Here is a 25,117-nt window from a genome sequence, read left to right on the forward strand (position 1 = left end):
CTATTTTACGCCTCACGCCTTGGACAAGGCCTTCAGCGCCAGCTTGATGCCGTCCGAGACACCCGTGCCGGCGGGAACCTGCTTGATGGCCGTGGCCGCTTCCTTTTCCGAATAGCCGAGTGCCAGCAGCGCGTTAAGGATATCGACCGCGCTGTCGTGCACAGGCGCCGCGCCTGGCGCGTGGCCGAGTTCGGCACCAAGCTTGCCCTTGAGTTCCAGCATCAGCCGCTCGGCGGTCTTCTTGCCGATGCCCGGCACGCGCGTGAGGCGTCCGGCTTCCTGCAACGTGATGGCCTGGGCCAGCTCCGACACCGACATGCCCGACAGCACCGCCAGCGCCATGCGTGCGCCGATACCGGTGATCTTGATCAGCTCGCGGAACGTATTGCGCTCGGCCGCGCTGCCGAAGCCATAGAGCAGGTGCGCGTCCTCGCGCACGATCAGCTGCGTGAGTAGCGTGACCGGCTGGCCGGTCGCGGGCAGGTTGTAGAACGTGCTCATCGGCACATCGATCTCGTAGCCGACGCCGTGGCAGTCCACCAGCAGGTGCGGAGGGTTCTTCTCGATAAGCGTGCCGGCGATGCGTCCGATCATGGTGTTTGCAGTAAAGGTCGGTTCAACGTTTTTGCGGAAGGCCGCAAGTGTAGCCCAGCGGCGTGCCGCGGATTCACGGAGTTCCTGCGTCGATGGCGCGCCGGCCCAGCGCCGGGTCGTCGGTAAAGACGCCATCCACGCCGGCGGCGACAAAGACCTGCACCTCGCGCACCATGCCGGCCGGACTGCGCGTCGCATCGTCGCCGCCGGTCTGGAATGCCTTGGGCAGAAAGGCGTTCTCGGGCCGGAACGTGTACGGGTGCACCAGCAGGCCCGCTGCATGCGCATTGCGCACGACGGCCGTGGGCGCGCCAAGGCCGCCCTGCGCATCGCGCGGCACCACGCTGTTCTTTTCCGGACCGATGCCATCGGCGTAGCTGGCCACCTCGCGCAGGCCGGTCGTAGTCAGCATGTCGCCATAGGTGCGCGTGTCGCCGGCGAGCCGCCAGTCGGGCGGGGTTTGCTTCAGGTTCCCGATGAGCTGCATGAGCCGGACATTCGGCATGCCGTGATTGATCATCTTGCGCACCTGCCGCAGGCTGCCAGCCTCGAACGACTGGATGAAGACGGGTGCCTCGCGCAGGTACGGCTGCCGGCGCAGCGCATCGACGAGCTTGTCTTCGAGCGGCAAGCCGATGCCGCGGAAATAGCTCGGATGCTTCAGCTCCGGATACAGGCCGATCTGCCGGCCGGTGCGCAGCGATGCCTGCTGCGCGAGCTGTACGATCTCGTCGAACGTCGGGATCTCGAACTGGTCGTTCAGGCGGGCGTTGGCGGGGCGCAGTTTGGGAATGCGCTCTCGCGCGCGCAGTGTCTTCAATTCGGCCAGCGTGAAGTCTTCTGTGAACCAGCCGGTCAGGCGCACGCCGTCGATGACCTTGGTGCGCTTGCGGCTGGCGAACTGCGGTAGCTCGGCGACGTTGGAGGTGCCGCCGATGTCGTTCTCATGGCGTGCTATGAGGACGCCATCGCGCGTGCTGACGAGATCGGGCTCGATGACATCGGCGCCGTCCTCGATGGCCTTCGCGTAGGCCGCCAGCGTGTGTTCGGGGCGCAGTGCGCTGGCGCCGCGGTGGGCGATGACCAGTGGCTTCGCGGCGGGGGTGGGGGCTGCCGCAGGCACGGCCGCAGACTTGGGCGCTGGAGGCAGGGTTGGCCTCGTGGCGCAGCCCGCCAGCAGCGCTGCGGCCAGGGTCATGCGAAAGCAAGATCGGAAGCTGGGCATGGAATAAGATCCGTGGCCGCCGTGCGCGGCAAATGCCCTCGATTGTAAGAGACCGGGCGCTGTCTCTTGTGGAAACCGATGTTGGCCGATCAGCCGATCAGGCGCCCTCGGCGGACGCGCATGCCCTTGCGGACCAGTTCAGGGGCGAGGCCCGACAGCGTGCCGAGCGTGTCGCCGCCATTGGCGTGGCAGATCGCGACGCCCAATGCATCGGCGGCGTCAGTGCTGGGCCGTCCCGGCAGGCTTAGCAGACGCATGACCATTTCCTGCACTTGTTCCTTGTTGGCGCGGCCATAGCCGACTACGGCTACCTTCAGTTGCAGGGCGGTGTATTCGAACACCGGCAGGCCTTGGCCGACCAGGCCGCAGATTGCCGCGCCGCGTGCTTGACCTAGTAGCAGCGTGGACTGCGGGTTGACGTTGACGAAGACCTTTTCAATCGCTGCGCAATCCGGTGTGTACGTGCGGGCTACCTCGCTGATGCCATCGAACAGTGTCTTCAGGCGCGCGGGCAGGTCGGTTTCACCATTGCTTTTGATGGTGCCCGAGGCGATGTAGGAAAGCTTGTTGCCGTGCTTTTCCAGGACGCCGAAGCCGGTGGTGCGGAGGCCGGGGTCGATGCCGAGAATACGCATTTATGTTTTTTGGGGTTGCTTTGTCAGCTTTGATCGGGCTTTGTGTGCTTGGCATGCGCCGCTGTTTCGCCGGCGTAGCCGGCGAGTCACTTTTTGTCCGAGCGACAAAAAGTAACCAAAAAGCGCGTTCGGTTGCCCTAACGGGCGAATATTGATCGTAGTGTGCCAGTGTTTTTGTAGGGGGATGGGCTTCAGGGGTTAGTTGGGCTGCCTGTCGCTTGCTGATCGGAGCGCGCACCTTCGTTGACGGGCCGTCTTTGTAACCCGGGAGGCGGGAGCGGTGCCTTGTTCGGGCGCTGTGCCTGCGGTTTGTGGAAACAAAAAAGCTCCGGGGTGCGGGTTGGGCCCGCGCCCCGGAGCTTCTTTCCTTCGCCTTGCTTAGTGACGGAAATGGCGGGTGCCGGTCAGGACCATGGCGATGCCGCGCTCGTCGGCGGCGGCGATCACTTCGTCGTCGCGCATCGAACCGCCCGGCTGGATGACACAGGTTGCGCCGGCGTCTACCACGACGTCCAGGCCATCACGGAACGGGAAGAAGGCGTCCGATGCCACGGCCGAACCCGCCAGCGTCAGGCCCGCGTTCTGCGCCTTGATGCTGGCGATACGGGCCGAATCCACACGGCTCATCTGGCCTGCGCCGACGCCCAGCGTCATGCCGCCGCCGCAGAATACGATGGCGTTGGACTTGACGAACTTGGCGACGCGCCAGGCGAACATCAGATCGTCCATTTCCTTCGGCGTCGGATGACGGCGCGTGACCACGCGCAGTTCGGTCGGCTGCACGTTCTTGGCGTCGGGGCTCTGCACCAGCAGGCCACCGCCCACGCGCTTGAGGTCATACTGGTTGATGCCCTTGCCCAGGGGGATTTCGAGCAGGCGCACGTTCTGCTTGGATGCGAATACGGCGCGCGCGGCAGCGCTGAACGACGGGGCGATCAGCACTTCGACGAACTGCTTCGCCACGGCCTGGGCCGCGGTTTCGTCGAGTTCGACGTTGAACGCGATGATGCCGCCGAAGGCCGAGGTCGAGTCGGTCTTGAAAGCCTTGTCGTAGGCTTCGAGGGCATTGGCGCCCACAGCCACGCCGCACGGATTGGCGTGCTTGATGATCACGCAGGCGGGCATGGTCACGGCGAAGGACTTCACGCATTCCCAGGCCGCATCGGCGTCGGCGATGTTGTTGTACGACAGTTCCTTGCCCTGCAGCTGCACGTAGTTGGCCAGTGCGCCATCCACGGCCTTCAGGTCGCGGTAGAACGCGGCCGACTGGTGCGGGTTTTCGCCGTAGCGCATTTCCTGGACCTTCTCGAAGGCCAGGTTCAGCGTCTGCGGGTAGGCGCTGCGGGCCTGGTGCGACTTGTCGGCACCGAGGCTGGTCAGGTAGTTGGTGATCGCGCCGTCGTATTGCGCGGTGTGCGCGAACACCTTGGTCGCGAGGCGGAAGTTGGTGTCGTAGCCAACCTTGTTGCCATTGGCGCGCATTTCGTCCAGCACCACGGCGTAGTCGACCGGATCGACGATCACGGTCACGTCGCGGTGGTTCTTGGCAGCCGAGCGCAGCATGGTCGGGCCGCCGATGTCGATGTTCTCGATCGCGTCGGGCAGCGTGCAGTCATCCTTTGCCACGGTCTGCTGGAACGGGTACAGGTTCACCACCAGCAAGTCGATCGTCGGGATGTCGTGCTCGGCCAGTGCGGCCATGTGCTCGGGCAGGTCGCGGCGCGCGAGGATGCCGCCGTGCACCTTCGGATGCAGCGTCTTCACGCGGCCGTCGAGCATTTCGGGGAAGCCGGTGTAGTCGGCCACTTCCGTGACGGGCAGGCCGCTGTCGGCCAGCAGCTTGGCGGTGCCGCCGGTGGAAAGCAGCGTGACGCCGAGCGCGTTCAGTTCGCGCGCGAATTCGACGATGCCGGTCTTGTCGGAAACAGAGAGGAGAGCTTGCTTGATCATGGCTGTGCGAAACGCTTCAAATTCAAAGTAAACCGTGCAGCTGCAACTTCTTGCGCAGCGTATTGCGATTGATGCCGAGGTAGGCGGCGGCCAGCGACTGGTTGCGCTCGGCGCGCACCATCACGGCTTCGAGCAGCGGGCGCTCGACGGCCTCCAGCACCATGTTGTACATATTGGAAGGCTCTTCGCCGTCCAGATCCCGAAAGTAACTATCCAGGCTGTCCCGGATGCACTGGTCGATAGCGTTGCGGCTCATGCGGCAAGCAACTCCCCTTTGTCGTTGTTGTTGTTCGCTTCTTCTCCGCCGGCATCTGCCTCATCGACATAGACGAGCCGGTCTGACCATTGCGCCTGCTCATCGAAGAAGGCGTTGACCGCGGCCAGTTGTTCGCCGGTGCTTTCCAGCGTGTTCATGCGGTGGCGGAACAGGTTTGCGCCGCGCAGCCCGCGCGTGTACCACGCGATATGCTTGCGCGCGGTGCGCACGCCGGTGAACTCGCCATAGAACGCATAGTGGTCTTCGAGGTGCGCGTTCATGATCGCGCGGATCTCGGCCACTTCGGGCGACGGCAGCAGTTCGCCGGTTTTCATGAAGTGCTCGATCTCACGGAACAGCCAAGGCCGGCCTTGCGCCGCGCGGCCGATCATGATGGCGTCGGCGCCCGTCAGCGCCAGCACCTGCTTCGCCTTCTGCGGCGTGGTGATGTCGCCGTTGGCTACCACCGGGATACGGAGCTCGGCCTTGACCGCGGCGATGGTCTCGTACTCGGCATCGCCGTGGTACAAGTCCGCGCGCGTGCGGCCGTGGATGGTCAGCATGCTGATGCCCGCGTCTTCCACCATGCGCGCAATGCGCAGCGCATTGCGGTTCTCGCGGTTCCAGCCGGTGCGGATCTTGAGCGTGACCGGCACGCGATCGCCGACGGCGGCGACCACGGCCTCGACAATGCGCACCACCAGCGGCTCGTTCTGCAGCAGCGCGGACCCCGCGGCCACATTGCAGACCTTCTTGGCCGGGCAGCCCATATTGATATCGATGATCTGCGCGCCGCGATCGACGTTGTAGCGCGCAGCCTCGGCCATCATGCCTGGCTCCGCGCCGGCGATCTGCACCGAGATCGGTTCGACCTCGCCGGCATGGTTCGCGCGGCGCATGGTCTTCTCGCTTTTCCACAGCTGTGCGTTGGACGCCACCATCTCCGACACCGCGTAGCCTGCCCCGAGCTGCTTGCACAGCTGGCGGAAAGGGCGATCCGTCACACCCGCCATGGGGGCGACGAACAGGTTGTTGCGAAGTTGGTGTGGTCCTATCTGCAAGTTGGGCGGGCGATGCCGGCCAGCGCTGATCCCGGCGGCGCGCGTGCTGCGCTATGCGAAACGGGATTGCCCGGCGGCGTAACTGGAGTGAAACGAAAAAACACACCCGTGCCGAAACGGCTGTCGGCAATGTTCACGGGCATGAGCGAGGGCTGGATTCTACCGCCAAACGACTGCTGCTGCCCAAGAATTGAGCATCAAAGCAAGAGGCGAAGTCCGAAAATGCCTCGAATAGATTACCTGGCGCATGGCGGGAGCCGCTGTCGCGGTCCCGTCATTGTGGATCACCGGCGCATGCCGTACATCATGTGGCGCGCCAGCGCATGCTTGAGCGGTGACACGCAAGCCAGCGCCGCCAGGGACGCGCCTCGCGCATGCGCGGCCAGCGGGGACGGGATGCCGAACACGCGCGGCAGCAGGTCGGTGACGCCGATGGTCACAGCGCGGTCCAGCCTGTGGCGCGATGCGAAGGCCTGCAGCGAGCGCGGCGAGCAGCCCGCACGCAGGGAATCGGCAAGCGCAAATGCATCGCGAAGGCCCAGGTTCAGTCCCTGGCCCGCCACCGGGTGCAGCGTCTGGGCGGCATTGCCAACTGCCGCGATGCGGCCATCGACCGTTACCGGTGCGGCATTGAGCCCGAGCGGGAACGCGTGGCGCTTGCCAGCCAGCGTGAAGCGCCCTAGGCGGTCGCCGAACACGGCATTAAGCTCCTCCGCGAACTCCGCATCGCTCAGTGCGATGCGCCGCGCGGCCTGGTCGGGCGGGCAGCACCAGACGAGCGCGTAGCCGTCGATGCCGTGCTCGTCATAGGGCAACAGCGCCAGCGGCCCTTCCTCGGTGAACCGCTCCCACGCCCAGCCGTGGCGCGGGCGCGAGCACGCAACATGGCCGATCACAGCGGTTTGCCGGTAGTCGCGATGCCGCGAGCCCTGGCCCGCATGCGCGACCTGCTGGTGAAACAGGCCGCCTTCAGCCTGGATCGCAATGCGTGAGGAAAAGCGCGCTACCTGGCCGTCCGTCGCCGTGCCAGTGAGATGGACCGCGCCACTCATCGCATCGATGCCGTCGAAATCGCCGCCGATCAGCGGATCCTGCTGCAGGTCGTCGATGCGGGTTTCGAACACGCGCAGCAGGCGCGATTCGCCTACCTGCTTCGCGGCGCGGCCGATCGCGCGCTCCAGCACGTTGCACAACTCCCCATAGCGCACCACGTAGCCCAGCGCCGGCACCCCGTAGTCGTCATGATGCAGCTTCACGTGACCAAGACGCCCCCGCTGCGAGACATGGATGTGCTCGATCGCCGTGCCGGCGACGGGCCATGCGCCGATCTGCTCCAGCAACTGGCGGCTGCCGTGGGACAGCGCGATGGCGCGCGGGTCGCGCGCCGCGCGCGCCGGCGTGGCGGCGTCGATCAGCGTAATGCGCCAGTCGGTAGCCAGCAGCAACTGGCAAGCCAGCGCCAGCCCTACCGGGCCGCCACCGACGATGGCGATGTCGCGGACTTCAGGTTCGGCCTGCGTCATTGCCGGGACTCCGGTCCGTGTTGATATCCGATGCCGGCTCCGCCTGCGCGCCGCGCTTCCAGCAGACCGCGTCGGAGCGCGACTTGCCGGCCGAGGCATCGCGCAGCGCGTTGTCGAGCTTCTGCTGGTTGAAGCCAGGCAGCGCCTGCAGCCGCTCGAGCAGAGCGGTGGCATTGGCGGCATCCATTGGCGTCACGCAGCCCTGGCCGCTATCGGCGGCGCCGATCAGGATCAGCCAGACTTTGCCCGCCCATGGCGCTGCGTTGGACACACGCACCACGACGCGTTCGAGCGTGTCCCACATGACTTCTTCGCGCTGGCCGTCGGGTCGGTGCACCACCACGCGGTCATCGTAAAGGTTGATCACGAACGGTTCGCTCGGATCGACGTGGCGCTTTACAGGCGGGTTATGCGGTGTTCCGGTATTGCCGGGGAACAGTCGGCGCAGCCATCCGATCATGCCTTGCCTCCGTTCAGGGTGTTGCGGTCTCGCATCAGCGCTTCGATCTCGTCGGCCTTGACCGGCACGCCGCGCGTGATGATCTCGCAGTCGCCGTTCGTGACCACGGCATCGTCCTCGATGCGGATGCCGATATGCCAGTAGCGCTCGGGCACGTCCTCGGCAGGGCGCACGTAGATGCCGGGTTCGACCGTCACCACCATGCCCGCCTCCAGCGGCCGCCACGGGCGTTCGCCGTCTGCCGCGGGCGTGGCCGTGCGGTATTCGCCTACGTCATGCACGTCCATGCCGAGCCAGTGGCCGGTGCGGTGCATGTAGAAGCGGCGATAGCTGCCGCTGGCCAGCACGTCGTCGAGCGTGCCTTCCTTGTTGCGATCGAGCAGGCCGGTGTCGAGCATGCCCTGCGCGAGCACGCGCACTGCGGCATCGTGCGGCACGTTGTACGGCACGCCGACGCGCGTCTCGGCAATGGCGGCGTCCTGTGCGGCCAGCACCAGGTCATAAAGTTCGCGCTGGGCCGGCGAAAAGCGGCCCGATACGGGGAACGTGCGCGTGATATCGGACGCGTAGCCATCGAATTCGCAGCCGGCATCGATCAGGCACAGGTCGCCGTCGCGCAGTTCGGCGGGGCCCGCGCGGTAGTGCAGCACGCAGGCATTGGGACCCGCCGCGACGATCGAGTTGTAGGCCACGCTCTGCGCGCCGTGGCGGCGGAATTCGTACAGCAGCTCGGCTTCGAGGTGGTATTCCCGCAGGCCGTGACGCGAGGCCTGCATGGCGCGCACGTGGGCGCCTGCCGAGATTTCGCCGGCGCGGCGCATGGTGGCCAGTTCGCCGGTATCCTTGAACAGCCGCATTTCGTCGAGCAGCGTGCGGATGTCGGTCGCAACCGAGGGCGCTGCAACACCCGCGCGGCCCTGCATGCGCACCGCGTCGAGCCAGCGGCGCACCTGCATGTCGGTGCGCGTCGAGGCAGCGAGCGGATACGCGAGCTGCGCGCGATTGGCGAGCAGGCCAGGCAGGATCTCATCGATTTCCTCGACCGAATGCGCTTCATCGAAGCCGAAGGTCGCGCGTGCGCCTTCCGGGCCGTAGCGGAAGCCGTCCCAGATCTCGCGTTCCTCATGCTTGGGGCGGCAGAAAAGGATGCTGCGGTCGGGTTCGGCACCCTGGCCGGCGACCAGCACCAGCACGGACTCGGGCTCGGTGAAGCCGGTCAGGTAATAGAAATAGCTGTCGTGCCGGTACGGATAGTCGCTGTCGCGGTTGCGCATGGCTTCCGGCGCCGTGGGCAGGATGGCCACGCCACCGCCGCTAGCGCGCAGGTGCTGCAACACGCGCGCGCGGCGATCGCGGCAGGCGGACAAGAGGGCTGAATCGGGTGCGGACATAGGATCGCCAACTGTGTAGGGGGAATGCATCAGATTCTAACGCCGCCGGCGCGCAGGGCCCGGCGGCGCTGGCAAGCGGCTCAGGCGCCGCCTGCGATCGCGGTACCGCGCGAGGCGACAGCGTCGTTCAGTGCGGCAAGCTGGGCAGGCGTGCCGACGTTTTCCCACAGGCCGTCGAAGCGCTCGCCGCTGGCTGTGCCTGCCGCGATGGCTGCGCGGTAGCTCGGGGTCATCGCGACCCTGGTGCCAGGGGCGATGTCGGTGAACAGGCGCGTGTCATAGAGGCCGATGTTGCCGAAGGTCAGGCGCTCGGCGTCCGGCGCAGTGTCCAGTGCAAGCAGGCCGTCGGCTTGCAGCGCGAAGTCGCCTGCCGGGTGGAACGGCGGGTTCGGCACCATCACCAGATGCATGCGCGGCGACGGCAAGCCGGCCATCTGGCGCGCACGCGGCAACAGCGTGCGGAAGTCGTATTCGCAGAAGATATCGCCGGAAACCGCAAGGAAGATCTCGCCGCGTTCCGGCGCGTGCGACAGCAGCGGCAAGGCCTTCGCAATGCCGCCGGCGGTCTCGAGCGCGCTGCCTTCGGCAGAGTACGCGATGCGCGCGCCATAGCGGCTGCCGTCGCCCAGCGCCGCCTCGATCTGCTCGCCGAGCCACGCATGGTTGATGACGATGTCGCGCAGGCCCGCGCGCACCAGCGCCTCGATCTTCCAGACGATCAACGGCTTGCCGCCGACCGGCAGCAGCGGCTTGGGGCAGGTGTCGGTCAGCGGGCGCATGCGGTCGCCGCGGCCCGCGGCAAAGATCATGGCTTTCAAATCAGGGTCTCCATGGCGAGCAGGGTAGCCATGCCGCCAATGATGGTCCAGCCGATGCTGCGCGTGCGCGCGGCGATCACGATCGCCACCAGGCCGGCGACCAGCCTTGCATTGAACGGGCTCACGTAGAGTTCGCCGCCGCGCATCAGCAGGTCGGGTGCGATCAGCGCGGACAACATGGCTGCGGGCACGAACTGCAGGGCGGTACGGAACCACGACGGCAGCCGTACGCGGCCTTCCACGGCGATAAACGACAGGCGGATCAGGAACGTAGCCAGCCCCGCGCCAAGGAACACCCAGAGCAAGGTCAGCGAGCTCATGCCGTCTCCTTGCCGACGGCGGCCTTGCCTGCCGGCCGCTCGCCGGAGGTCTTGCCGCGGCCAAGCAGAAGCATGCCGGCGGCAATGCCGCCCAGCGCCGCGACCATCAGACCAAGCTTGTGCGGCATGCCGAAGCAGGCCACAGCTAGCGCGGTAGCGACCAGCGCCGCTGCGACCTGTGCGCGGTGCTTGAGGCCCGGCACGATGATGCCGATGAAAGTCAGCGGCAGGAAAAAATCGAGCGGCCAGTCGCGCGGCACCTGCGCGCCGACCAGCACGCCGGCCAGTGTCGACACCTGCCAGCTTGCCCACAGCGCGAAGCCGCCGCCGAAGTAATACCAGTGGCGATAGCGCTGGCGCGGCCCGGTATCGGCCAGGCGGTGCGTCATGGCAGCGAACGCCTCATCGGTCAGCAGATAGGCGATGAGCGCCTTCCAGCGGCGCGGCAGGTGCGCGAGCGTCGGCGCGATCGTGGCCGAGTAGAGCGCATGGCGCAGGTTCACCATCGCGACCGTGACCGCGATGATCAGTGCCGGCGTGCCGGCCGACCACAGTTGCGTGAGGATCATCTGCGACGCGCCGCCGAACACGATGGCACTCATCGCGCAGGCGAGCCACGCGGGCATGCCGGCGCCGACCGCCAGCACGCCATAGATCAGGCCGAACGGCACCACGCCCAGCAGCATGGGCGCGAGCGCGCGCATGCCGGCCCACCACTCGCCGGAGCGGGTGATGGTCTCGGAGCTTTCAGGAAGGCCGGTAGGGGGCACTGCTCGGCCCCCGTTCAGAACGTGTAGCCGGCCGGGCTTGCGGCGCCTTCGAGCGCGTCGAGCAGGCGGATCAGTTTGCGCAGTTCGGTGTAGCGGCCGGCGACCTGGCGCGTGTACTTGAGCACCAGCGGCAGGTTGGCGAGATAGCCGTCCTTGCCGTCGCGGTGGTACAGGCGCGCGAAGATGCCGAGCACCTTCAGGTGGCGCTGCAGGCCCATCCACTCGTAATCGCGGTAAAACTCGCCGAAGTCGGCGTTCACCGGCAGCCCGGCCTTGCGCGCGCGCTCCCAGTAGCGGATCAGCCAGTCGAGCTGCTGCTCCTCATTCCATTCGATGTAGGCATCGCGCCACAGCGACACCGCGTCGTAGGTGATCGGGCCGATCACGGCGTCCTGAAAGTCGAGTACGCCGGGATTGGCGCCGCCGGGCAGCACCATCAGGTTGCGCGAGTGGTAGTCGCGGTGCACATAGACCTGCGGTTGCGCGAGGTTGTTGGCGAGAAGCGTATCCATCACTTCACGCAGGTCGGCCTGCTGGGCGTCAGTCAGCGTCGCGCCAAGATGCTTGGCGATGTACCACTGCAGAAACAGGTCCAGCTCACGCTGGAGCAGGGCGCGGTCGTAGGCGGGCAGTTCGCCGGCACGGGTCGCGGCCTGGATACGGACGAGGGAGACCGCCGCGTCGGCGTACATGCCGCTGGCGGAGGAGTCGTCGAGCCGCGACAGATAAGTCTGGCTGCCCAGGTCGGCCAGCAGCAGGAAGCCTTGGTCGAGATCCTGTTCGAGCACCGTCGGCACCGTGACGCCGGCGGCGCCGAACAGGGCCGCGACATGGACGAACGGCCGGCAGTCTTCATGCGAAGGCGGCGCATCCATCACGATCGCGGTCGGATGCGCGGGGTTGCCGGTGCTCACGCGGAAGTAGCGCCGGAAGCTCGCGTCGGACGAAGCGGGGGTGCAGGAATCAGGGTCGACGGACCAGTCCGGACCGAGTCCGGACACCCAGGATTTGAGCTGGTCCAGGCGTGGGTCGTGAAGAAGTGCTGCCATGCCGGAAATGGAGAATTGGTTGCCCCGTATAATACCCGACCAGACCCGGGCGCCGGGCGGCCCCCGGGAGGGGCTCACCGTTGCCCCGCAGCCTGTTCCGTGGGGGGCTGGCGGCTAGCAGGCAAGCCGTCGCCGCCGACGTGACTGACAACCCGCTCGCATGACCGAACAACGACGATCACCGAACAAACGAGCCAACAAGCCGCCTGCGCTTTCCGGCCTATCCAGCCGCACCGGCCGGCTGCCTGCCAGCGCCCTGCGGCCGCTGGTGCTGGCCATGGCCGGCCTGTCGGTGGGCGCGCACGCCCAGATGTCCAGTTCGGCGGTGCCAGACATCGATCAGACCGAGTCCGTGGTGGAAACCGCCCCGGAAGTGCCGTTGGCGCCGCCTGTGTCCGGCGAGCTCGTCCCGCGCCTGGCCGAGCCCGCGAAGACCACCCAGCCTGGGGAAAACCCGCCAGCATTCGTGTCGGGCGACCGGCTCACCGGCTACAACGAGCGTGGCGTAGTGCTCGAAGGCAATGCCGAATTGCGCCGGGGCGGCGCCGTGGTCAAGGGCGACAAGCTGACCTACGACCAGGACACCGACGAAGCCTTCGCGCATGGCAATGCCCGTGTGTCGCGCGGCGGCGCGCTGGCCGTGGGCCCCGAGGCTCGTATGAAGGTCGAGGCGAACGAGGGCTACATGCTCTCGCCCGACTACTACTTCCAGCAGACCGGCGGTACAGGCAAGGCCGAACGCATCGATTTCATCGACAAGGACCGCAGTGTGATCAAGCGGGCCACGTACACGACGTGCTCGCCGGACAACGCCGACTGGTACTTCAGCGCGCGCCAACTCGACCTGGACAGTGATCGCGAAGTGGGCGTGGCCTACGGCGGCGTGCTGCATTTCTTCGACGTGCCGATCGCGGGCGCCCCGGTGTTCAGCTTCCCGCTCACCGACGAGCGCCGCAGCGGTTTCCTGTCGCCGCTGTTCGGCTACGGGTCGAAATCGGGCCTCGACGTCACGCTCCCGTACTACTTCAACATCGCGCCGAACCGTGACCTGACGCTGTATCCGCGCATCATGACGTCGCGTGGTTTCATGCTCGGCGGCGACTACCGGTACATCGGCCAGGGATATTCGGGCCGGCTGCGCGCTGAAATCCTGCCGGATGACCGTCAGACGAATTCGAACCGCTGGTCCTATTCGTTCCAGCATACCCAGAACCTGGCGAAAGGGCTTAACGCTTACCTGAACCTGAACCGCGTATCGGACGACCGGTATCCGGACGATCTGACGCGTACCGTGGCGCAATCGACGCAGCGGCAGTACATCCAGGAAGGTGGTGTCACCTATAACTGGCAGGACTTCACGGTCCTCGCGCGCGTACAGAAGTTCCAGACACTGCTGCCGAGCGGGCCGTCCTACGAGCGCGAGCCGCAGCTCAACGGCAAGTACATCCGCTATGACCTCGGCGGCTTCGACGTGCAGGTGGAGGCCGACTACACGCGTTTCCGCATCCCGCTGACCTCGACCGGCTTCCAGCAGCCGCAGGGCGAGCGCATGTTCGTGCAGCCGACCATCAGCTATCCGATCGTGCGGCCGGGCTGGTACGCGACGCCCAAGGTCATCTTCAATGCGACGCAGTACCAGATGGAGCCGCAAAGCAATACGCCGACGGCGCAGAACAACTTCTCTCGCACGGTACCGACATTCAGTTTCGATTCGGGCATGACCTTCGAGCGCGACGCGCCGACCATGAGCCGGGTGTTCGGGGTCAACTACCTGCAGACGCTCGAGCCGCGGCTGTTCTACGTCTACACGCCGTTCCGCGACCAGAACCAGTTTCCGCTGTTCGATACCGTGCAGTCGGACTTCGGTTACGGCCAGATCTTTTCCGAGAACCCGTTCACGGGTTATGACCGGGTGGCCGACAACAATAAGCTGACTGCGGGCCTGACCACGCGTTTGATCGAAGCCGACACGGGTGTCGAGCGTTTCCGCGGCACCATCGCGCAGCGCTACGACTTCAGCGGCCAGCGCGTGCAGATCAACGGCACGCTGCCGGATCCGAAGGCCGGGAGCTCCGACCTGCTGGCGGCCACGACCATCCAGCTGTTCCGCGGTTACTACCTGGATGCAGGCATCCAATACAATCCGGATTCGGAACACATCAATTACTCGAACCTGGCGTTCGCGTGGCGTCCGGAGCCGCGCAAGCTGCTCAACGTGGGCTACCGCTACCGGCGGGCCACGTCGGTCACGGACAACACCGCCATTGACCAGTTCGAGATTTCCGGTCAGTGGCCCATTACCCAGCGCGCCTATGGCATAGGCCGTTTCGCGTTCGACCGCAATGCGAACCAGATGGTCGATGCGCTCGCCGGCCTGGAATACGCGGCTGACTGCTGGGTGGGCCGCGTGGTCTACCAGCGCTACCGCAATACCACGCAGGGCTATACCGGCCGGATCTTCCTGCAGGTGGAGTTCCGCGGACTGTCGAAGATCGGCTCGAATCCGCTTGATATCCTGCGCCTGAATGTTCCTGGGTACGAACCGGTCACCGCCAAGCCGGTGCCGACGACCCAGTTTGATCACTATGAATGACGGATTACGATGAAACGTCAAGAATTCGCCTTGTTTTCCCTGACCCTGATGTTGTCGCCGTGGCGCCGCGTTCTGCTGCCGGCCGTGCTCGCTGCCATGGCCGGGCCGGCCCTGGCCCAGCTCAAGGCGCCTTCCCAAGCACCGCGCGCTACAGGCATCTTTGTGCCGCAATCGTCGGACGTGGCCGTGCCGTCGAGCCAGCCGCAACTCGGCGTGCCGCAGCCCAGCAGCGGCGGCAAGCGTTCGCAACTCGTCGATGAAGTGGTCGCGGTGGTCAACAACAGCGTGATCACGCGCCGCGAACTGCTCGACCGTGCCGACGAAATCGAAGCGCAACTGCGCACCGCCAACCGGCCGGCGCCGCCGCGCGCGGACCTGCTCGGTGAAGTGCTCGAACGCCTGATCATGGAACGCGTGCAGACCCAGGCCGCGCAGGATGCCGGCATCAAGGTGACTGACCAGGAACTCGACCGCGCAATCGAATCCGTCGCACAGCAGAACCGCCTGAGCGCGACAGAACTGCGCCGCCGTGTCGAGGCCAGCGGCATGACGTGGACCAAGTATCGCGACGAACTGCGCAAGCAGGTGCAGGTGATCCGCCTGCGCGAACGCGAAGTGGATTCAAAGGTACAGGTCTACGACGGCGAAATCGACAACTACCTCGCCGCGCGCGGCGGTCAGGGTGCGGCGGCCACCGGGCCGACCGAGTTCAATGTGTCCCAGATCCTCGTGCGCGTGCCGGAGAATGCCTCCGATGCGCAGAAGCAGGAACTCAAGACGAAGGCCGAGCAACTGCTCAAGCAGGCGCAGGGCGGTGCCGACTTCGCCCAGCTCGCGCAAGCAAATTCCCAGGGGCCCGAAGCGGCGCAGGGCGGTGCGATAGGCTTCCGCGAGATTGGCCGCCTGCCGGCACTGTTCGCCAACGCCGTGGTCGACCTGCAGCCGGGCGCCGTGGCGCCCGAGGTGGTGGAAAGCGCCAACGGTTTCCACATCCTGAAGCTGACCGCCAAGCGCGTGGCGCCTGCGTCGACATCGGCTTCCAGTCCTGCCGCGGCTTCCCGCATCACGCAGACTCAGGTCCGCCACATCCTGATCCGTACGGGCCCGAACATGCCCGAAGCCGAGGCGCGCCGCCAGCTCGGCACCCTGCGTGACCGCATCACGCACGGCGGGGACTTTGCCGATGCCGCCAAGCGCTTCTCGCAGGACGGCTCGGCGCAGGCCGGCGGCGAACTGGGCTGGGTCTCGCCCGGTGAACTGGTGCCCGAATTCGAGCAGGCCATGAACCGGCTGCGCCCCGGCGAGATCTCGGAACCGGTTGTCACGCAGTTCGGCGTGCACCTGATCCAGGTAGAGAACCGCCGCGAGACCGAGATGGCACCAGAGAAGCAGCGCGACTTCGCCCGTGCTGAAATCCGCGAGCAGAAGCTGCGCGCGGCCTATGATGACTGGGTGCGCCAGCTGCGTTCGCAGGCGTACGTCGAGTACCGCGTCAACCGACAGCGCTGAGGTACCCGCCGCCCCCGCCGCCCCGTAGCACGACCACGACATGCCCGACCCGCTTGCGCTAGCCATTTCTACCGGTGAACCCGCCGGTATCGGCCCTGACATCACCATCGGGGCGCTGCTGCAACTCGCGGGTCAGAACGGGCACGCCCGTTACCATGTGCTTGGTGATGCGCACCTGCTGGCCTCCCGGGCCGCGGCGCTGGGCGTTGCGCATGCGTGGGAGCGCCGCATCGCCGAGGGCGAAGTGGTCATCCATCATGTGCCGTTGGCCGTCGCGTGCGAGCCGGGCCGGCTCGATGCGCGCAACGGTCCCTATGTGCTGTCGATGCTCGATGCCGCGATTGCGGGCTGCCGCACGCATGCCGGCGCACCGGCGCGCTTTGCCGCCATGGTCACGGCGCCCGTGCAGAAGAGCACGATCAACGATGCCGGCGTGCCGTTCACCGGCCATACCGAATACCTCGCCGAAGCCGCGGGCGTACCGCGCGTGGTGATGATGCTGGCCGGCCCGCAGCCGGCGCACGCCAACGCCATGCTGCGCGTGGCGCTGGCCACGACGCACCTGCCGCTGCGCGCCGTGGCCGACGCCGTGACGGTGCCGCTGCTGCTGGAGACGCTGTCGATCATCGACGCCGACCTGCGCCGCTGGTTCGGCATTGCACGCCCCCGCATCCTGGTGACCGGACTCAATCCCCACGCGGGAGAGAGCGGTCACATGGGTCGCGAGGAAATCAACGTCATCGAACCGGCGCTAGCGCAGGCGCGCGATGCCGGCATCGACGCGCGCGGCCCGTACCCGGCCGACACGCTGTTCCAGCCGCGCCACCTGCGCGACGCCGACTGCGTACTGGCGATGTACCATGACCAGGGGCTCGCGCCCCTGAAGTACGGCACGTTCGGGCACGGCGTGAATATCACGCTGGGCCTGCCCTTTATCCGCACCTCGGTCGACCACGGCACCGCGCTCGACCTGGCCGGCAGCGGCCAGGCCGAGCATGGCAGCATGATCGAGGCTATCCGCAGTGCGGTCACCATGGCCGGACATGCCAACGGCAGGCATGCTTCAGCCAGGGTGCCGCACTAGTGGTGTATTCCTCCATGCGTTCAAACATGCACCAGGGCCACGTGGCCCGCAAGCGATTCGGCCAGAACTTCCTGGTCGACGATTCCATCATTCACGGCATCGTCAATGCCATCAATCCGTTGGCCGACGATGTGCTAGTGGAGATCGGCCCGGGCCTCGGCGCGCTGACCGATCCGCTGCTCGAGCGCGTACCGCAGATGCAGGTGGTCGAGCTGGACCGCGATCTGGTGGAGCGCCTGCGGCGCCGCTATGGCGACCGCCTGCAGGTCCATGCCGGCGACGCGCTGGCCTTCGACTTCGGCAGGCTCGCGGTGCCCGGGCGGCCATTGCGCATCGTCGGCAACCTGCCGTACAACATTTCCAGCCCGCTGCTGTTCCACTTGATGGACTACGCCGACCACGTGCACGACCAGCACTTCATGCTGCAAAAGGAAGTGGTCGACCGCATGGTGGCTGAACCAGGCAGCAAGGCCTTCGGCCGACTATCGATCATGCTGCAGGTGCGCTACCACATGGAGCATGTGCTCGACGTGCCGCCGGGTTCGTTCAATCCGCCGCCGAAGGTCGATTCCGCCGTGGTGCGCATGATCCCGTGGCCGCGCACGGAAAGCGGCCGGCTGCGCTCGCCGCATGCCGATTGCGACATTACCGTGCTCGGCGATCTGGTGACCGCAGCGTTCTCGCAGCGGCGCAAGGTGTTGCGCAATACGCTCTCGTTCCTGCGCGACCAGATCGATTTCGAGGCCATCGGCTTCGACCTTGGCCGCCGCGCTGAAGAGGTGCCGGTCGGCGAGTACGTCGAGCTGGCGCGCCGCCTGGGCGGCGATGCATCCGACAGATCGGCCGCCTGAAGGCCGGACCGCTTACATCCCCAAATTTCCGCGAATTTCCGCAATGACAGCCAACACGCAAACCAACAAGCGACCCGTCATCCTGACCGGCGATCGTCCCACCGGCCCGCTGCACCTCGGCCACTATGTCGGCTCGCTCAAGACGCGCGTGCAGCTGCAGGATACGCATGAGCAGTACCTGCTGCTGGCCGATACGCAGGCCATGACCGACAACGCGCACGATCCCGACAAGGTGCGCCGCAATGTGCTGGAAGTGGCGCTGGACTACCTGGCCGTCGGCATCGATCCGACGAAGACCACCATCACGGTGCAATCGTACCTGCCGGCGCTCGCCGAGCTGACGCTGATGTACCTGAACTTCGTCACGGTCTCGCGCCTGGAGCGCAACCCGACGATCAAGGAAGAAATCCAGGCGCGCGGTTTCGGTCGCGATATCCCGGCCGGCTTCATGTGCTATCCGGCTGCGCAGGCTGCGGACATCACCGCGTTCAAGGCCGACATCGTGCCCGTCGGTGAAGACCAGGCGCCGCTGATCGAGCAGACCAACGAGATCGTTCGCCGCATCAACCATCAGGTTGGCCGCGACGTGCTGAAGGAATGCCAGGCGCTGATCCCGAAGTTCGGCCGCCTGCCGGGCGTCGACGGCAAGGCCAAGATGAGCAAGTCGCAGGGCAACGCCATTGCGCTGGGCGCGAGCCCCGAGCAGGTCAAGGCAGCCGTGCATAGCATGTACACCGACCCGGATCACCTGAAGGTATCCGACCCGGGCAAGGTCGAAGGCAATATGGTGTTCACTTACCTGGATGCCTTCGACCCGAACACCGAAGAAGTCGAAGAACTCAAGGCGCACTATCGCCGCGGTGGCCTTGGCGACATGGTGCTCAAGCGCCGCGTCGAAGGCGTTCTGAACGAACTGCTGGGCCCGATCCGCGAGCGCCGTGAACAACTCGCCAAGGATCCGGACTATGTGTTCGACCTGCTGCGCGAGGGGACGAACCGGGCCAAGGCCATCACCCAGCAGACGCTGGACGAGGTCCGCGAGGCGCTGGGGATGTTCTCTTTTGGCAGCCGCTGAATCTTTGATCAGGCCGGCAACGGCCAACAAAAAACGCGCGGAACCGATCCGCGCGTTTTTTTATGCCTTGGAATCAGCCACTTCGGCAGCCACTTCAGCTGCGGCGGTTCACCAGCACGATCCCGCACAACACCAGTAATGCCGCCACAGCAAAGCGCGGTCCCACGGCGTCGTTCATCAGCGCCACGCCAAAGGCCACGCCGAACAGCGGTGTCAGGAACGAGAACACCGACAGCCGCGAGGCCAGATACCGGCGCAGCAACCAGAACCACGCCAGATAACTGGCAAACGCAATGAGCACTGACTGGTAGAACAGGCTGGCCAGCACCATGCCGTTGACCTGCACGCTCTCGGCCTGTCCGGCCATCAACGCCATGGCCAACAACAGCACACCCGACACCGCGAGCTGATAAAGCAACGTCTTGCTCGCCGGCGCACTTGCCAGCGGCGTCGCACGCACGACGACTGTCGTTGCAGCCCACAGCAAGCCCGCCACCACGCCCAGTGCATCGCCAGCCAGCGTGCTGCCGTGCGCCGATGTAGTCGTCATGCCATCGGCAAACGCGAGCACCATGCCGCAGAAGGCCAGCACCACGCCGAGCCACTGGCCACGGTGCAGCCGCTCGCCGGCCACGGCGAAATGCAGTCCGATCGCCGTGAAGATCGGCGCGGTGTACAGGAAGACCGCCATGCGCGATGCCGTGGTGTGGCCGAGTCCGACGAAGATGCAGAAGAACTCGGCACCGAACAGCAGGCCGGCAAGCAGTCCCGCGCCGAGCGTGCCGTCACGCCGCCAGATCGGCGTGCCGCGCCACGCGGCAAAGCCGAACACGAGCAGTGCCGCCACGGCGGACCGCACGCCGGCCTGAAGCACCGCGCCCATCAGCGGCGCGGTCAGCTTGATGACTACCTGTTGCAGTCCCCAGGCGGCGCACAGCACCACCATCAGGCCGATGGCGGCGCCATCGAGCGGGCGCCGGCTCAGGGTTTGCGCGTCCATGCCGGGCGCGCTCAGGGACGGCTGGCGTCGCGCGTGGAATGGCGCTCGATCAGTTCGATCTTGTAGCCGTCCGGGTCTTCGACGAAGGCGATTACCGTCGTGCCGCCCTTGACCGGACCGGCTTCACGCGTGACCTTGCCGCCCGCCACGCGGATGCGGTCGCAGGCCGCCGCGGCATTGTCGGTTTCCAGCGCGATGTGGCCGTAGGCGGTACCGAGGTCATACTTGTCGACGCCGTAGTTGTAGGTCAGTTCCAGCACCGCGGTCTCGCTTTCCGGGCCATAGCCGACGAAGGCCAGGCGGTACTTGTATTCCGGGTTGTCGCTCTGGCGCAGCAGCTGCATGCCGAGCACGCGGGTGTAGAAGTCGATGGAGCGCTGCAGGTCGCCGACGCGCAGCATGGTGTGGAGGAGTCGCATTTGAGATGCCCTATGAGTCGGGTCGTTCTTGGAGGGAGTGCGTCATTTTAGTGCGTTTGTGCCAAACGCACCGGCGGGCCGGCAGCGCGGCCGCGCTGCCGGGAGTAACGACTCAGAACGTCGGGAGCAACTCGGGCGGATGCGCGCGCAACTGCGCACGCGCGTCGCGGAATTCGGGGAAGATCGATTCCACGGTTTCCCAGAAGCGCGGGCCGTGGTTCATCTCCTTGAGGTGCGCCAGTTCGTGCGCGGCAACGTAGTCGATCATCGACATGGGGAAGTGCATGAGCCGCCAGTTCAGGCGGATCTTGCCGTCCGCGGTGCAGCTGCCCCAGCGCGTGGCGGCCGAGGTCAGCGCAAATCCCGTGTGCCGCACGCCCAGGCGCTCGGCGTAGACGTCGAGCCGTCGCGGGAGCAGCCGGCGTGCCTGCTGCTGCAGCCAGCTCTGCACGCGGTCCTTGATCTGCTGCTCGTCGGCATGCGCGGGTAGCGACAGGTGCAGGATCCGGGTCTCGCCATTGAACAGCACTGCGCCGATCGGCGACTCGAGCGACAGCGTGATGGTTTGCCCAAGGAAGGGCAGGTTGGCGCCATCGCGCCATTGCACGGTCGGCAGCACGCGCTTCGATTCGCGCTGGCGCCACTCCGCTAGCTTGGTGAAGATCCAGCGCTGTTTCTCGAAGATCGCGGATTCGACGTCGGCGATCGTGACCCAGCGCGGCGCCGTGATCGACAGGCCGCGGTCATCGACCGTGAAGCCGATCGTGCGGCGTGTCGAGCGCTTGAGTCCGTAGTGCAGCGTGTGTTCGCCGACCTGGAGCCTGCGCGCATCGGGCTGCGGCGCGGGCCATGAAGCGGCAGTCGGCTCAGGAACCTGTGGCGCCAGCCCGGCGACGATCCCCTGCCCGCTGTCGGCCAGCGGCAGTTCCAGCTGTGCGCCGGGGGTGTCGGGGGCAGGGCGCAGCAAGCTCATGCGGCCGCGTTCCGGTAGCTCTGCGCGTCGATGCGGCGCATGTCGCGCTCGATCCAGTCGCGAACTTCCTGGTTGAGCTGGTCGGCAGTCTTGTTGGCCGATGGGATCGACGGGCCGATCGAGATCGTGATCATGCCCGGGTACTTCAGGAAGGAGTTGCGCGGCCATACGCGGCCCGAATTGACGGCCATCGGGATTACCCACGCGCCGGTTTCCACGGCAAGGCGGGCACCGCCACTCTTGTAGCGCGGATTTTCCAGGCCGGACGGCGTCCGCGTGCCCTCGGGGAACATGATGATCCAGGCGCCTTCGGCGAGGCGCTCACGGCCCTGCCGTGCGGCGGAGGAGAACGCCTTGGTGCCTTCCTTGCGGTTGATGTGAACCATCTTCAGCATGCCGAGCGCCCAGCCGAAGAACGGCACCAGCAGCAGCTCACGCTTGAAGACATAGCACAGCGGCTTGGGCATCAGCGCGACATAGGCCACGGTTTCCCAGGCGGACTGGTGCTTGGAGAGCAGGACCACGGGCTTGTCGAGCATCTCGTCGAGATGCTCGCGGCCTTCCATCTGGTAGCGGATGCCGCACAGGACGCGCGCGGCACCGATCACGAGACGGGTCCAGCCGCGCACGAAGTCGAAGCGCCGCGCGGCGTTCAGGAACGGAAATGCGATAAAGCAGGCGCACGCATAGGGCGGCGTCAGCACCAGCAGGTACAGCGCGAACAGAAAGGAACGCAAAAAGATCATCGGGGGGCGCTTGAGAGATGACTGGCGAAGCAGCGGGAATCAGGACGAACTTGTGCGGGGCTGGCCATCGCCGCCGGACAGCCAGCGTGCGAACGCGCGCAGGTCGTCATGGACGCGTGTGCCCGGGGGCAGGCCGCCCTTGTCCAGCGTCTTCTGGCCCTTGCCGGTGAGCACCAGGTGCGGCGTGCAGCCGACCGCCACACCGGCCTCCAGGTCGCGCAGCGAGTCGCCGACGATCGGCACGCCCTTGAGTTCGATGCCGAACCGTTCGCTGATCTGGTCGAGCAGGCCGGGTTTGGGCTTGCGGCAATCGCAACTGTCGGCCGCGGTATGCGGGCAGAAGAAGACCGCGTCCACACGCCCGCCGAGATGGGCCAGCGCCTTGTACATCTTCTCGTGCATGGCGTTGAGCGCGCTCATCTCGAACAGGCCGCGGCCGATGCCCGACTGGTTGCTGGCGACCACCACGCGGTAGCCCGCCTGGTTCATCGCGGCGATGGCTTCGAGGCTGCCTTCGATCGGCACCCATTCGTCGGGCGATTTGACGAACTGGTCGCTGTCGAGGTTGATGACCCCGTCGCGATCAAGCACGACGAATTTGGGCGGTGTCTGTGGCATGTCTGGCTCCCGGTTGGCGTGGTGGCGTGGCGATCAGGCCGCCAGCTTCGAGATGTCCGCCACGCGGTTGGCCAGCGCGTGCAGCGAGGCCAGCAGCGCCAGTCGGTTCGCGCGCAGCTGCGCGTCCTCGGCCATCACCATCACGTTGTCGAAGAAGCCGTCGACGGCTTCGCGCAGCTGGGCCAGGTCGCGCAACGCGCTGGTGAAGTCGCCGCGCGCAAAGGCTGCTTCCGCGTCCGGGCGCACGCGCTCGATGGCGCCGTGCAGTGCACGTTCGGCGTCTTCCTGGAACAGCGCCGGATTGACCGCAGCGATGTCCTGCGCGGCTTCGGCGTTCTTCTTCAGGATGTTCGTGATGCGCTTGTTGGCGGCGGCCAGCGCCTCGGCTTCAGGCAGCGCGGCGAACGTGCGCACGGCTTCCAGGCGGCCGAGAATGTCATGCAACTGCTGCGGGCGCAGGCTGACCACGGCCTCGACTTCATTGGTGGTGTAGCCCTTGTCCTTCAGGTAGCCCCGCACGCGGTCATAGAGGAAATCGGCAATCGCGTCGGGTGCCGGCTTGACGGCCGGCACGCCGGCAAAGGCCTGCTGGGTCAGCGCAAGCAGCGTGTCCACCGACAGGGCCAGCGGCTTCTCGATCAGCATGCGCAGGATGCCCAGCGCGTGGCGGCGCAGCGCAAACGGGTCTTTTTCGCCGGTGGGCTGCAGGCCTATGCCCCAGATGCCGACCAGCGTCTCGAGTTTGTCGGCGAGCGCCACGGCAGTGCTGACGGCGCCTTCGGGCAGCACGTCACCGGCAAAGCGCGGACGGTAGTGCTCGGAGCAGGCCAGCGCGACGTCCTCGGATTCGTCGTCATGGCGCGCGTAGTACGTGCCCATGGTGCCTTGCAGTTCGGGGAATTCGCCGACCATGTCGGTCAGCAGGTCGGCCTTGGCCAGTTCGGCGCCGCGCATCGCGGCGGCCTTGTCGACGGCGACGCCGGACGCATTCATCGCGTCGGCGATGTGGCCGGCGATCTGCTGCAGGCGCTGTACGCGATCGAGCTGCGTGCCGATCTTGTTGTGATAGACCACGCTAGCAAGCTGCGGCACGCGCGAGGCCAGCGTCTTCTTGCGGTCCTGGTCGAAGAAGAACTTGGCATCGGCCAGGCGCGGCCGCACCACGCGCTCGTTGCCGGTGATGATCGACTGCGGCGTTTCCGTGGCGAGGTTCGAGACGATCAGGAAGCGGTTGCGCAGGTGGCCTTCGGCATCGGTCAGCGCAAAGTACTTTTGGTTCGTCTGCATGGTCAGGATCAGGCATTCCTGCGGCACAGCCAGGAACGCTTCCTCGAAGTGGCAGGCGTAGACCACCGGCCATTCCACCAGCGAATTCACTTCGTCGAGCAGCGCTTCGGGCATGACCACCTGGTCGGCGCCCGCAGCCTTCAGCAGTTGCTCGCGGATCGATTCACGGCGCTGCGCGTAGTTTGCGATGACTTTGCCCTGCTCGAGCAGGGTGTCGGCGTACTGCGTCGCGTGCGCGATCTCGATCGTGCCGTGCGACAGGAAGCGATGGCCCTGCGTCAGGTTGCTGGCTGGCAGGCCGAGCAGGGTAACGGGCACGATCTCGCTGCCGAACAGCGCGATCAGCCGGTGCGCGGGGCGCACGAAGTGCACGGTTTCGCCGCCCGGGCGCTGGTAGCTCATCACCTTCGGGATCGGCAGCTTGCCGATGGTGTCGTCCAGCGCGGCCTGCAGGCCGGCGGCCAGTTCGGCACCCTTGGCGGTGTAGCGGTAGAAGAAGGCCTCAGCCTTGCCATCCGAGGCACGTTCCAGCGTCTGCCAGTCGATCTCGGCCACGCCGACGGACTTCGCCAGCGCGGCAAGCTTCTTGGCCAGCGGCGCGGTGGGCTCGCCGTTGGCGCCCAGCGCCACGGTCAGCGGCAGGACCTTCTCGCGCTGCTCGCGATCGGGCGCGCTGCGGCGCACGCCGGACACCAGCGCGGCGAGGCGGCGCGGCGAAGCAAACGGCGTGACGGCGGCATCGGCTTCAAGCAGATCGCGCTCGCGCAGGCCGGCGAACAGGCCCTGCGCGAAGGCGTCGCCCAGGCGCGCCAGGGCCTTCGGGGGCAGCTCTTCGGTGAACAGTTCGATCAGCAGCGAGTCGGTCATGGGTTGCGACATGAATCGTTTCCAACAGGTTGTGGCTCGCGCT

The 25,117-nt window shown here is 66.3% G+C and carries 24 protein-coding genes; 5 read left to right on the plus strand and 19 right to left on the minus strand.

The window, feature by feature from the left end; translation table 11 throughout:
• Window positions 1–12: 12 nt before the first annotated feature.
• From ruvA to ACIGJG_RS02515, 13 genes are all read right to left on the minus strand, one after another.
• Complete coding sequence (gene ruvA, locus ACIGJG_RS02455) at window positions 13–594, minus strand: Holliday junction branch migration protein RuvA (protein WP_011296673.1); 582 nt, start codon at window positions 592–594, stop codon at window positions 13–15.
• A 73-nt stretch (window positions 595–667) separates the two neighbouring features.
• Window positions 668–1,792: a glycerophosphodiester phosphodiesterase gene (locus tag ACIGJG_RS02460; protein WP_235679816.1), complete on the minus strand. Its 1,125-nt coding sequence runs from the start codon at window positions 1,790–1,792 to the stop codon at window positions 668–670.
• 116 nt (window positions 1,793–1,908) lie between these two features.
• Entirely contained in the window at window positions 1,909–2,454 is a 546-nt protein-coding gene (ruvC, locus tag ACIGJG_RS02465; protein ID WP_011296675.1) for a crossover junction endodeoxyribonuclease RuvC, read from the minus strand.
• A gap of 378 nt (window positions 2,455–2,832) precedes the next feature.
• A complete protein-coding gene (gene purH / locus ACIGJG_RS02470) occupies window positions 2,833–4,404 on the minus strand; it encodes a bifunctional phosphoribosylaminoimidazolecarboxamide formyltransferase/IMP cyclohydrolase (RefSeq protein ID WP_483672708.1) in 1,572 nt (523 codons plus the stop codon).
• 22 nt (window positions 4,405–4,426) lie between these two features.
• Window positions 4,427–4,660, minus strand: a complete 234-nt coding sequence (locus tag ACIGJG_RS02475; protein WP_011296677.1) for a Fis family transcriptional regulator — start codon at window positions 4,658–4,660, stop codon at window positions 4,427–4,429.
• Window positions 4,657–5,721, minus strand: a complete 1,065-nt coding sequence (gene dusB / locus ACIGJG_RS02480; protein ID WP_140948943.1) for a tRNA dihydrouridine synthase DusB — start codon at window positions 5,719–5,721, stop codon at window positions 4,657–4,659. Before dusB ends, ACIGJG_RS02475 begins: the two co-directional genes overlap by 4 nt.
• Before the next feature lie 284 nt (window positions 5,722–6,005).
• On the minus strand, window positions 6,006–7,244 hold the full coding sequence (locus tag ACIGJG_RS02485; protein ID WP_011296679.1) for a UbiH/UbiF/VisC/COQ6 family ubiquinone biosynthesis hydroxylase: 1,239 nt from the start codon (window positions 7,242–7,244) through the stop codon (window positions 6,006–6,008).
• Window positions 7,225–7,704, minus strand: coding sequence for a hypothetical protein (locus ACIGJG_RS02490; RefSeq protein WP_011296680.1), 480 nt, complete (start codon window positions 7,702–7,704; stop codon window positions 7,225–7,227). Before ACIGJG_RS02490 ends, ACIGJG_RS02485 begins: the two co-directional genes overlap by 20 nt.
• Window positions 7,701–9,095: an aminopeptidase P N-terminal domain-containing protein gene (locus tag ACIGJG_RS02495; RefSeq protein WP_483672709.1), complete on the minus strand. Its 1,395-nt coding sequence runs from the start codon at window positions 9,093–9,095 to the stop codon at window positions 7,701–7,703. Before ACIGJG_RS02495 ends, ACIGJG_RS02490 begins: the two co-directional genes overlap by 4 nt.
• 80 nt (window positions 9,096–9,175) lie before the next feature.
• A complete protein-coding gene (gene murU / locus ACIGJG_RS02500; RefSeq protein ID WP_483672710.1) occupies window positions 9,176–9,913 on the minus strand; it encodes an N-acetylmuramate alpha-1-phosphate uridylyltransferase MurU in 738 nt (245 codons plus the stop codon).
• Entirely contained in the window at window positions 9,910–10,233 is a 324-nt protein-coding gene (locus ACIGJG_RS02505; RefSeq protein WP_011296683.1) for an AzlD domain-containing protein, read from the minus strand. Before ACIGJG_RS02505 ends, murU begins: the two co-directional genes overlap by 4 nt.
• A complete protein-coding gene (locus ACIGJG_RS02510) occupies window positions 10,230–10,937 on the minus strand; it encodes an AzlC family ABC transporter permease (RefSeq protein WP_084791892.1) in 708 nt (235 codons plus the stop codon). Before ACIGJG_RS02510 ends, ACIGJG_RS02505 begins: the two co-directional genes overlap by 4 nt.
• Before the next feature lie 80 nt (window positions 10,938–11,017).
• Window positions 11,018–12,052 carry an aminoglycoside phosphotransferase family protein gene (locus ACIGJG_RS02515; RefSeq protein WP_483672711.1) on the minus strand — a complete coding sequence of 345 codons (1,035 nt, stop codon included), beginning with the start codon at window positions 12,050–12,052 and terminating at the stop codon, window positions 11,018–11,020.
• Between the two features lie 160 nt (window positions 12,053–12,212).
• On the opposite strand from ACIGJG_RS02515, the gene ACIGJG_RS02520 reads away from it, so the two are divergent.
• The 5 genes from ACIGJG_RS02520 to trpS are packed head-to-tail and all read left to right on the plus strand — an operon-like array spanning window position 12,213 to window position 19,164.
• Window positions 12,213–14,645, plus strand: a complete 2,433-nt coding sequence (locus tag ACIGJG_RS02520) for an LPS-assembly protein LptD (protein ID WP_483672712.1) — start codon at window positions 12,213–12,215, stop codon at window positions 14,643–14,645.
• A 9-nt stretch (window positions 14,646–14,654) separates the two neighbouring features.
• A complete protein-coding gene (locus ACIGJG_RS02525; RefSeq protein WP_140948939.1) occupies window positions 14,655–16,154 on the plus strand; it encodes a peptidylprolyl isomerase in 1,500 nt (499 codons plus the stop codon).
• 40 nt (window positions 16,155–16,194) lie between these two features.
• The gene (gene pdxA / locus ACIGJG_RS02530; RefSeq protein ID WP_011296688.1) at window positions 16,195–17,238 is read left to right on the plus strand and encodes a 4-hydroxythreonine-4-phosphate dehydrogenase PdxA; all 1,044 of its coding nucleotides are present in this window, start codon (window positions 16,195–16,197) and stop codon (window positions 17,236–17,238) included.
• Between the two features lie 14 nt (window positions 17,239–17,252).
• On the plus strand, window positions 17,253–18,089 hold the full coding sequence (gene rsmA, locus ACIGJG_RS02535) for a 16S rRNA (adenine(1518)-N(6)/adenine(1519)-N(6))-dimethyltransferase RsmA (RefSeq protein WP_011296689.1): 837 nt from the start codon (window positions 17,253–17,255) through the stop codon (window positions 18,087–18,089).
• A gap of 43 nt (window positions 18,090–18,132) precedes the next feature.
• Window positions 18,133–19,164: a tryptophan--tRNA ligase gene (gene trpS, locus ACIGJG_RS02540; RefSeq protein WP_041679471.1), complete on the plus strand. Its 1,032-nt coding sequence runs from the start codon at window positions 18,133–18,135 to the stop codon at window positions 19,162–19,164.
• A gap of 94 nt (window positions 19,165–19,258) precedes the next feature.
• Here trpS and ACIGJG_RS02545 read toward each other — a convergent pair whose 3' ends face one another.
• The 6 genes from ACIGJG_RS02545 to glyS all read right to left on the minus strand — a co-directional run bounded on the left by ACIGJG_RS02545 (window position 19,259) and on the right by glyS (window position 25,086).
• A complete protein-coding gene (locus tag ACIGJG_RS02545) occupies window positions 19,259–20,164 on the minus strand; it encodes a DMT family transporter (protein ID WP_483672713.1) in 906 nt (301 codons plus the stop codon).
• 11 nt (window positions 20,165–20,175) lie between these two features.
• Window positions 20,176–20,583 carry a lactoylglutathione lyase gene (gene gloA / locus ACIGJG_RS02550; protein ID WP_223999037.1) on the minus strand — a complete coding sequence of 136 codons (408 nt, stop codon included), beginning with the start codon at window positions 20,581–20,583 and terminating at the stop codon, window positions 20,176–20,178.
• A 112-nt stretch (window positions 20,584–20,695) separates the two neighbouring features.
• Entirely contained in the window at window positions 20,696–21,556 is an 861-nt protein-coding gene (locus ACIGJG_RS02555) for a M48 family metallopeptidase (RefSeq protein WP_483672714.1), read from the minus strand.
• Window positions 21,553–22,302 carry a lysophospholipid acyltransferase family protein gene (locus tag ACIGJG_RS02560; RefSeq protein WP_011296694.1) on the minus strand — a complete coding sequence of 250 codons (750 nt, stop codon included), beginning with the start codon at window positions 22,300–22,302 and terminating at the stop codon, window positions 21,553–21,555. The genes ACIGJG_RS02555 and ACIGJG_RS02560 overlap by 4 nt, the downstream gene beginning before the upstream one ends.
• A gap of 39 nt (window positions 22,303–22,341) precedes the next feature.
• On the minus strand, window positions 22,342–22,920 hold the full coding sequence (gene gmhB, locus ACIGJG_RS02565) for a D-glycero-beta-D-manno-heptose 1,7-bisphosphate 7-phosphatase (protein WP_011296695.1): 579 nt from the start codon (window positions 22,918–22,920) through the stop codon (window positions 22,342–22,344).
• A 33-nt stretch (window positions 22,921–22,953) separates the two neighbouring features.
• The gene (gene glyS / locus ACIGJG_RS02570) at window positions 22,954–25,086 is read right to left on the minus strand and encodes a glycine--tRNA ligase subunit beta (protein ID WP_483672715.1); all 2,133 of its coding nucleotides are present in this window, start codon (window positions 25,084–25,086) and stop codon (window positions 22,954–22,956) included.
• Window positions 25,087–25,117: the final 31 nt, after the last annotated feature.

The sequence above is a fragment of the Cupriavidus sp. C1SS-2L genome (assembly GCF_057073735.1).

Coding starts and splice junctions, on each gene's coding strand:
- ACIGJG_RS02525 (WP_140948939.1), top strand. CDS start 14,655: ATGAAACGTCAAGAATTCGCCTTGTTTTCCCTGACCCTGATGTTGTCG.
- ACIGJG_RS02515 (WP_483672711.1), bottom strand. CDS start 12,052: ATGGCAGCACTTCTTCACGACCCACGCCTGGACCAGCTCAAATCCTGG.
- ACIGJG_RS02520 (WP_483672712.1), top strand. CDS start 12,213: ATGACCGAACAACGACGATCACCGAACAAACGAGCCAACAAGCCGCCT.
- ACIGJG_RS02475 (WP_011296677.1), bottom strand. CDS start 4,660: ATGAGCCGCAACGCTATCGACCAGTGCATCCGGGACAGCCTGGATAGT.
- ACIGJG_RS02510 (WP_084791892.1), bottom strand. CDS start 10,937: ATGCGCGCGCTCGCGCCCATGCTGCTGGGCGTGGTGCCGTTCGGCCTG.
- ACIGJG_RS02555 (WP_483672714.1), bottom strand. CDS start 21,556: ATGAGCTTGCTGCGCCCTGCCCCCGACACCCCCGGCGCACAGCTGGAA.
- ACIGJG_RS02495 (WP_483672709.1), bottom strand. CDS start 9,095: ATGTCCGCACCCGATTCAGCCCTCTTGTCCGCCTGCCGCGATCGCCGC.
- gloA (WP_223999037.1), bottom strand. CDS start 20,583: ATGCGACTCCTCCACACCATGCTGCGCGTCGGCGACCTGCAGCGCTCC.
- ACIGJG_RS02545 (WP_483672713.1), bottom strand. CDS start 20,164: ATGGACGCGCAAACCCTGAGCCGGCGCCCGCTCGATGGCGCCGCCATC.
- trpS (WP_041679471.1), top strand. CDS start 18,133: ATGACAGCCAACACGCAAACCAACAAGCGACCCGTCATCCTGACCGGC.
- ACIGJG_RS02560 (WP_011296694.1), bottom strand. CDS start 22,302: ATGATCTTTTTGCGTTCCTTTCTGTTCGCGCTGTACCTGCTGGTGCTG.
- rsmA (WP_011296689.1), top strand. CDS start 17,253: ATGCGTTCAAACATGCACCAGGGCCACGTGGCCCGCAAGCGATTCGGC.
- ACIGJG_RS02490 (WP_011296680.1), bottom strand. CDS start 7,704: ATGATCGGATGGCTGCGCCGACTGTTCCCCGGCAATACCGGAACACCG.
- ruvC (WP_011296675.1), bottom strand. CDS start 2,454: ATGCGTATTCTCGGCATCGACCCCGGCCTCCGCACCACCGGCTTCGGC.
- ACIGJG_RS02485 (WP_011296679.1), bottom strand. CDS start 7,244: ATGACGCAGGCCGAACCTGAAGTCCGCGACATCGCCATCGTCGGTGGC.
- pdxA (WP_011296688.1), top strand. CDS start 16,195: ATGCCCGACCCGCTTGCGCTAGCCATTTCTACCGGTGAACCCGCCGGT.
- gmhB (WP_011296695.1), bottom strand. CDS start 22,920: ATGCCACAGACACCGCCCAAATTCGTCGTGCTTGATCGCGACGGGGTC.
- ACIGJG_RS02505 (WP_011296683.1), bottom strand. CDS start 10,233: ATGAGCTCGCTGACCTTGCTCTGGGTGTTCCTTGGCGCGGGGCTGGCT.
- purH (WP_483672708.1), bottom strand. CDS start 4,404: ATGATCAAGCAAGCTCTCCTCTCTGTTTCCGACAAGACCGGCATCGTC.
- ruvA (WP_011296673.1), bottom strand. CDS start 594: ATGATCGGACGCATCGCCGGCACGCTTATCGAGAAGAACCCTCCGCAC.
- ACIGJG_RS02460 (WP_235679816.1), bottom strand. CDS start 1,792: ATGACCCTGGCCGCAGCGCTGCTGGCGGGCTGCGCCACGAGGCCAACC.
- glyS (WP_483672715.1), bottom strand. CDS start 25,086: ATGTCGCAACCCATGACCGACTCGCTGCTGATCGAACTGTTCACCGAA.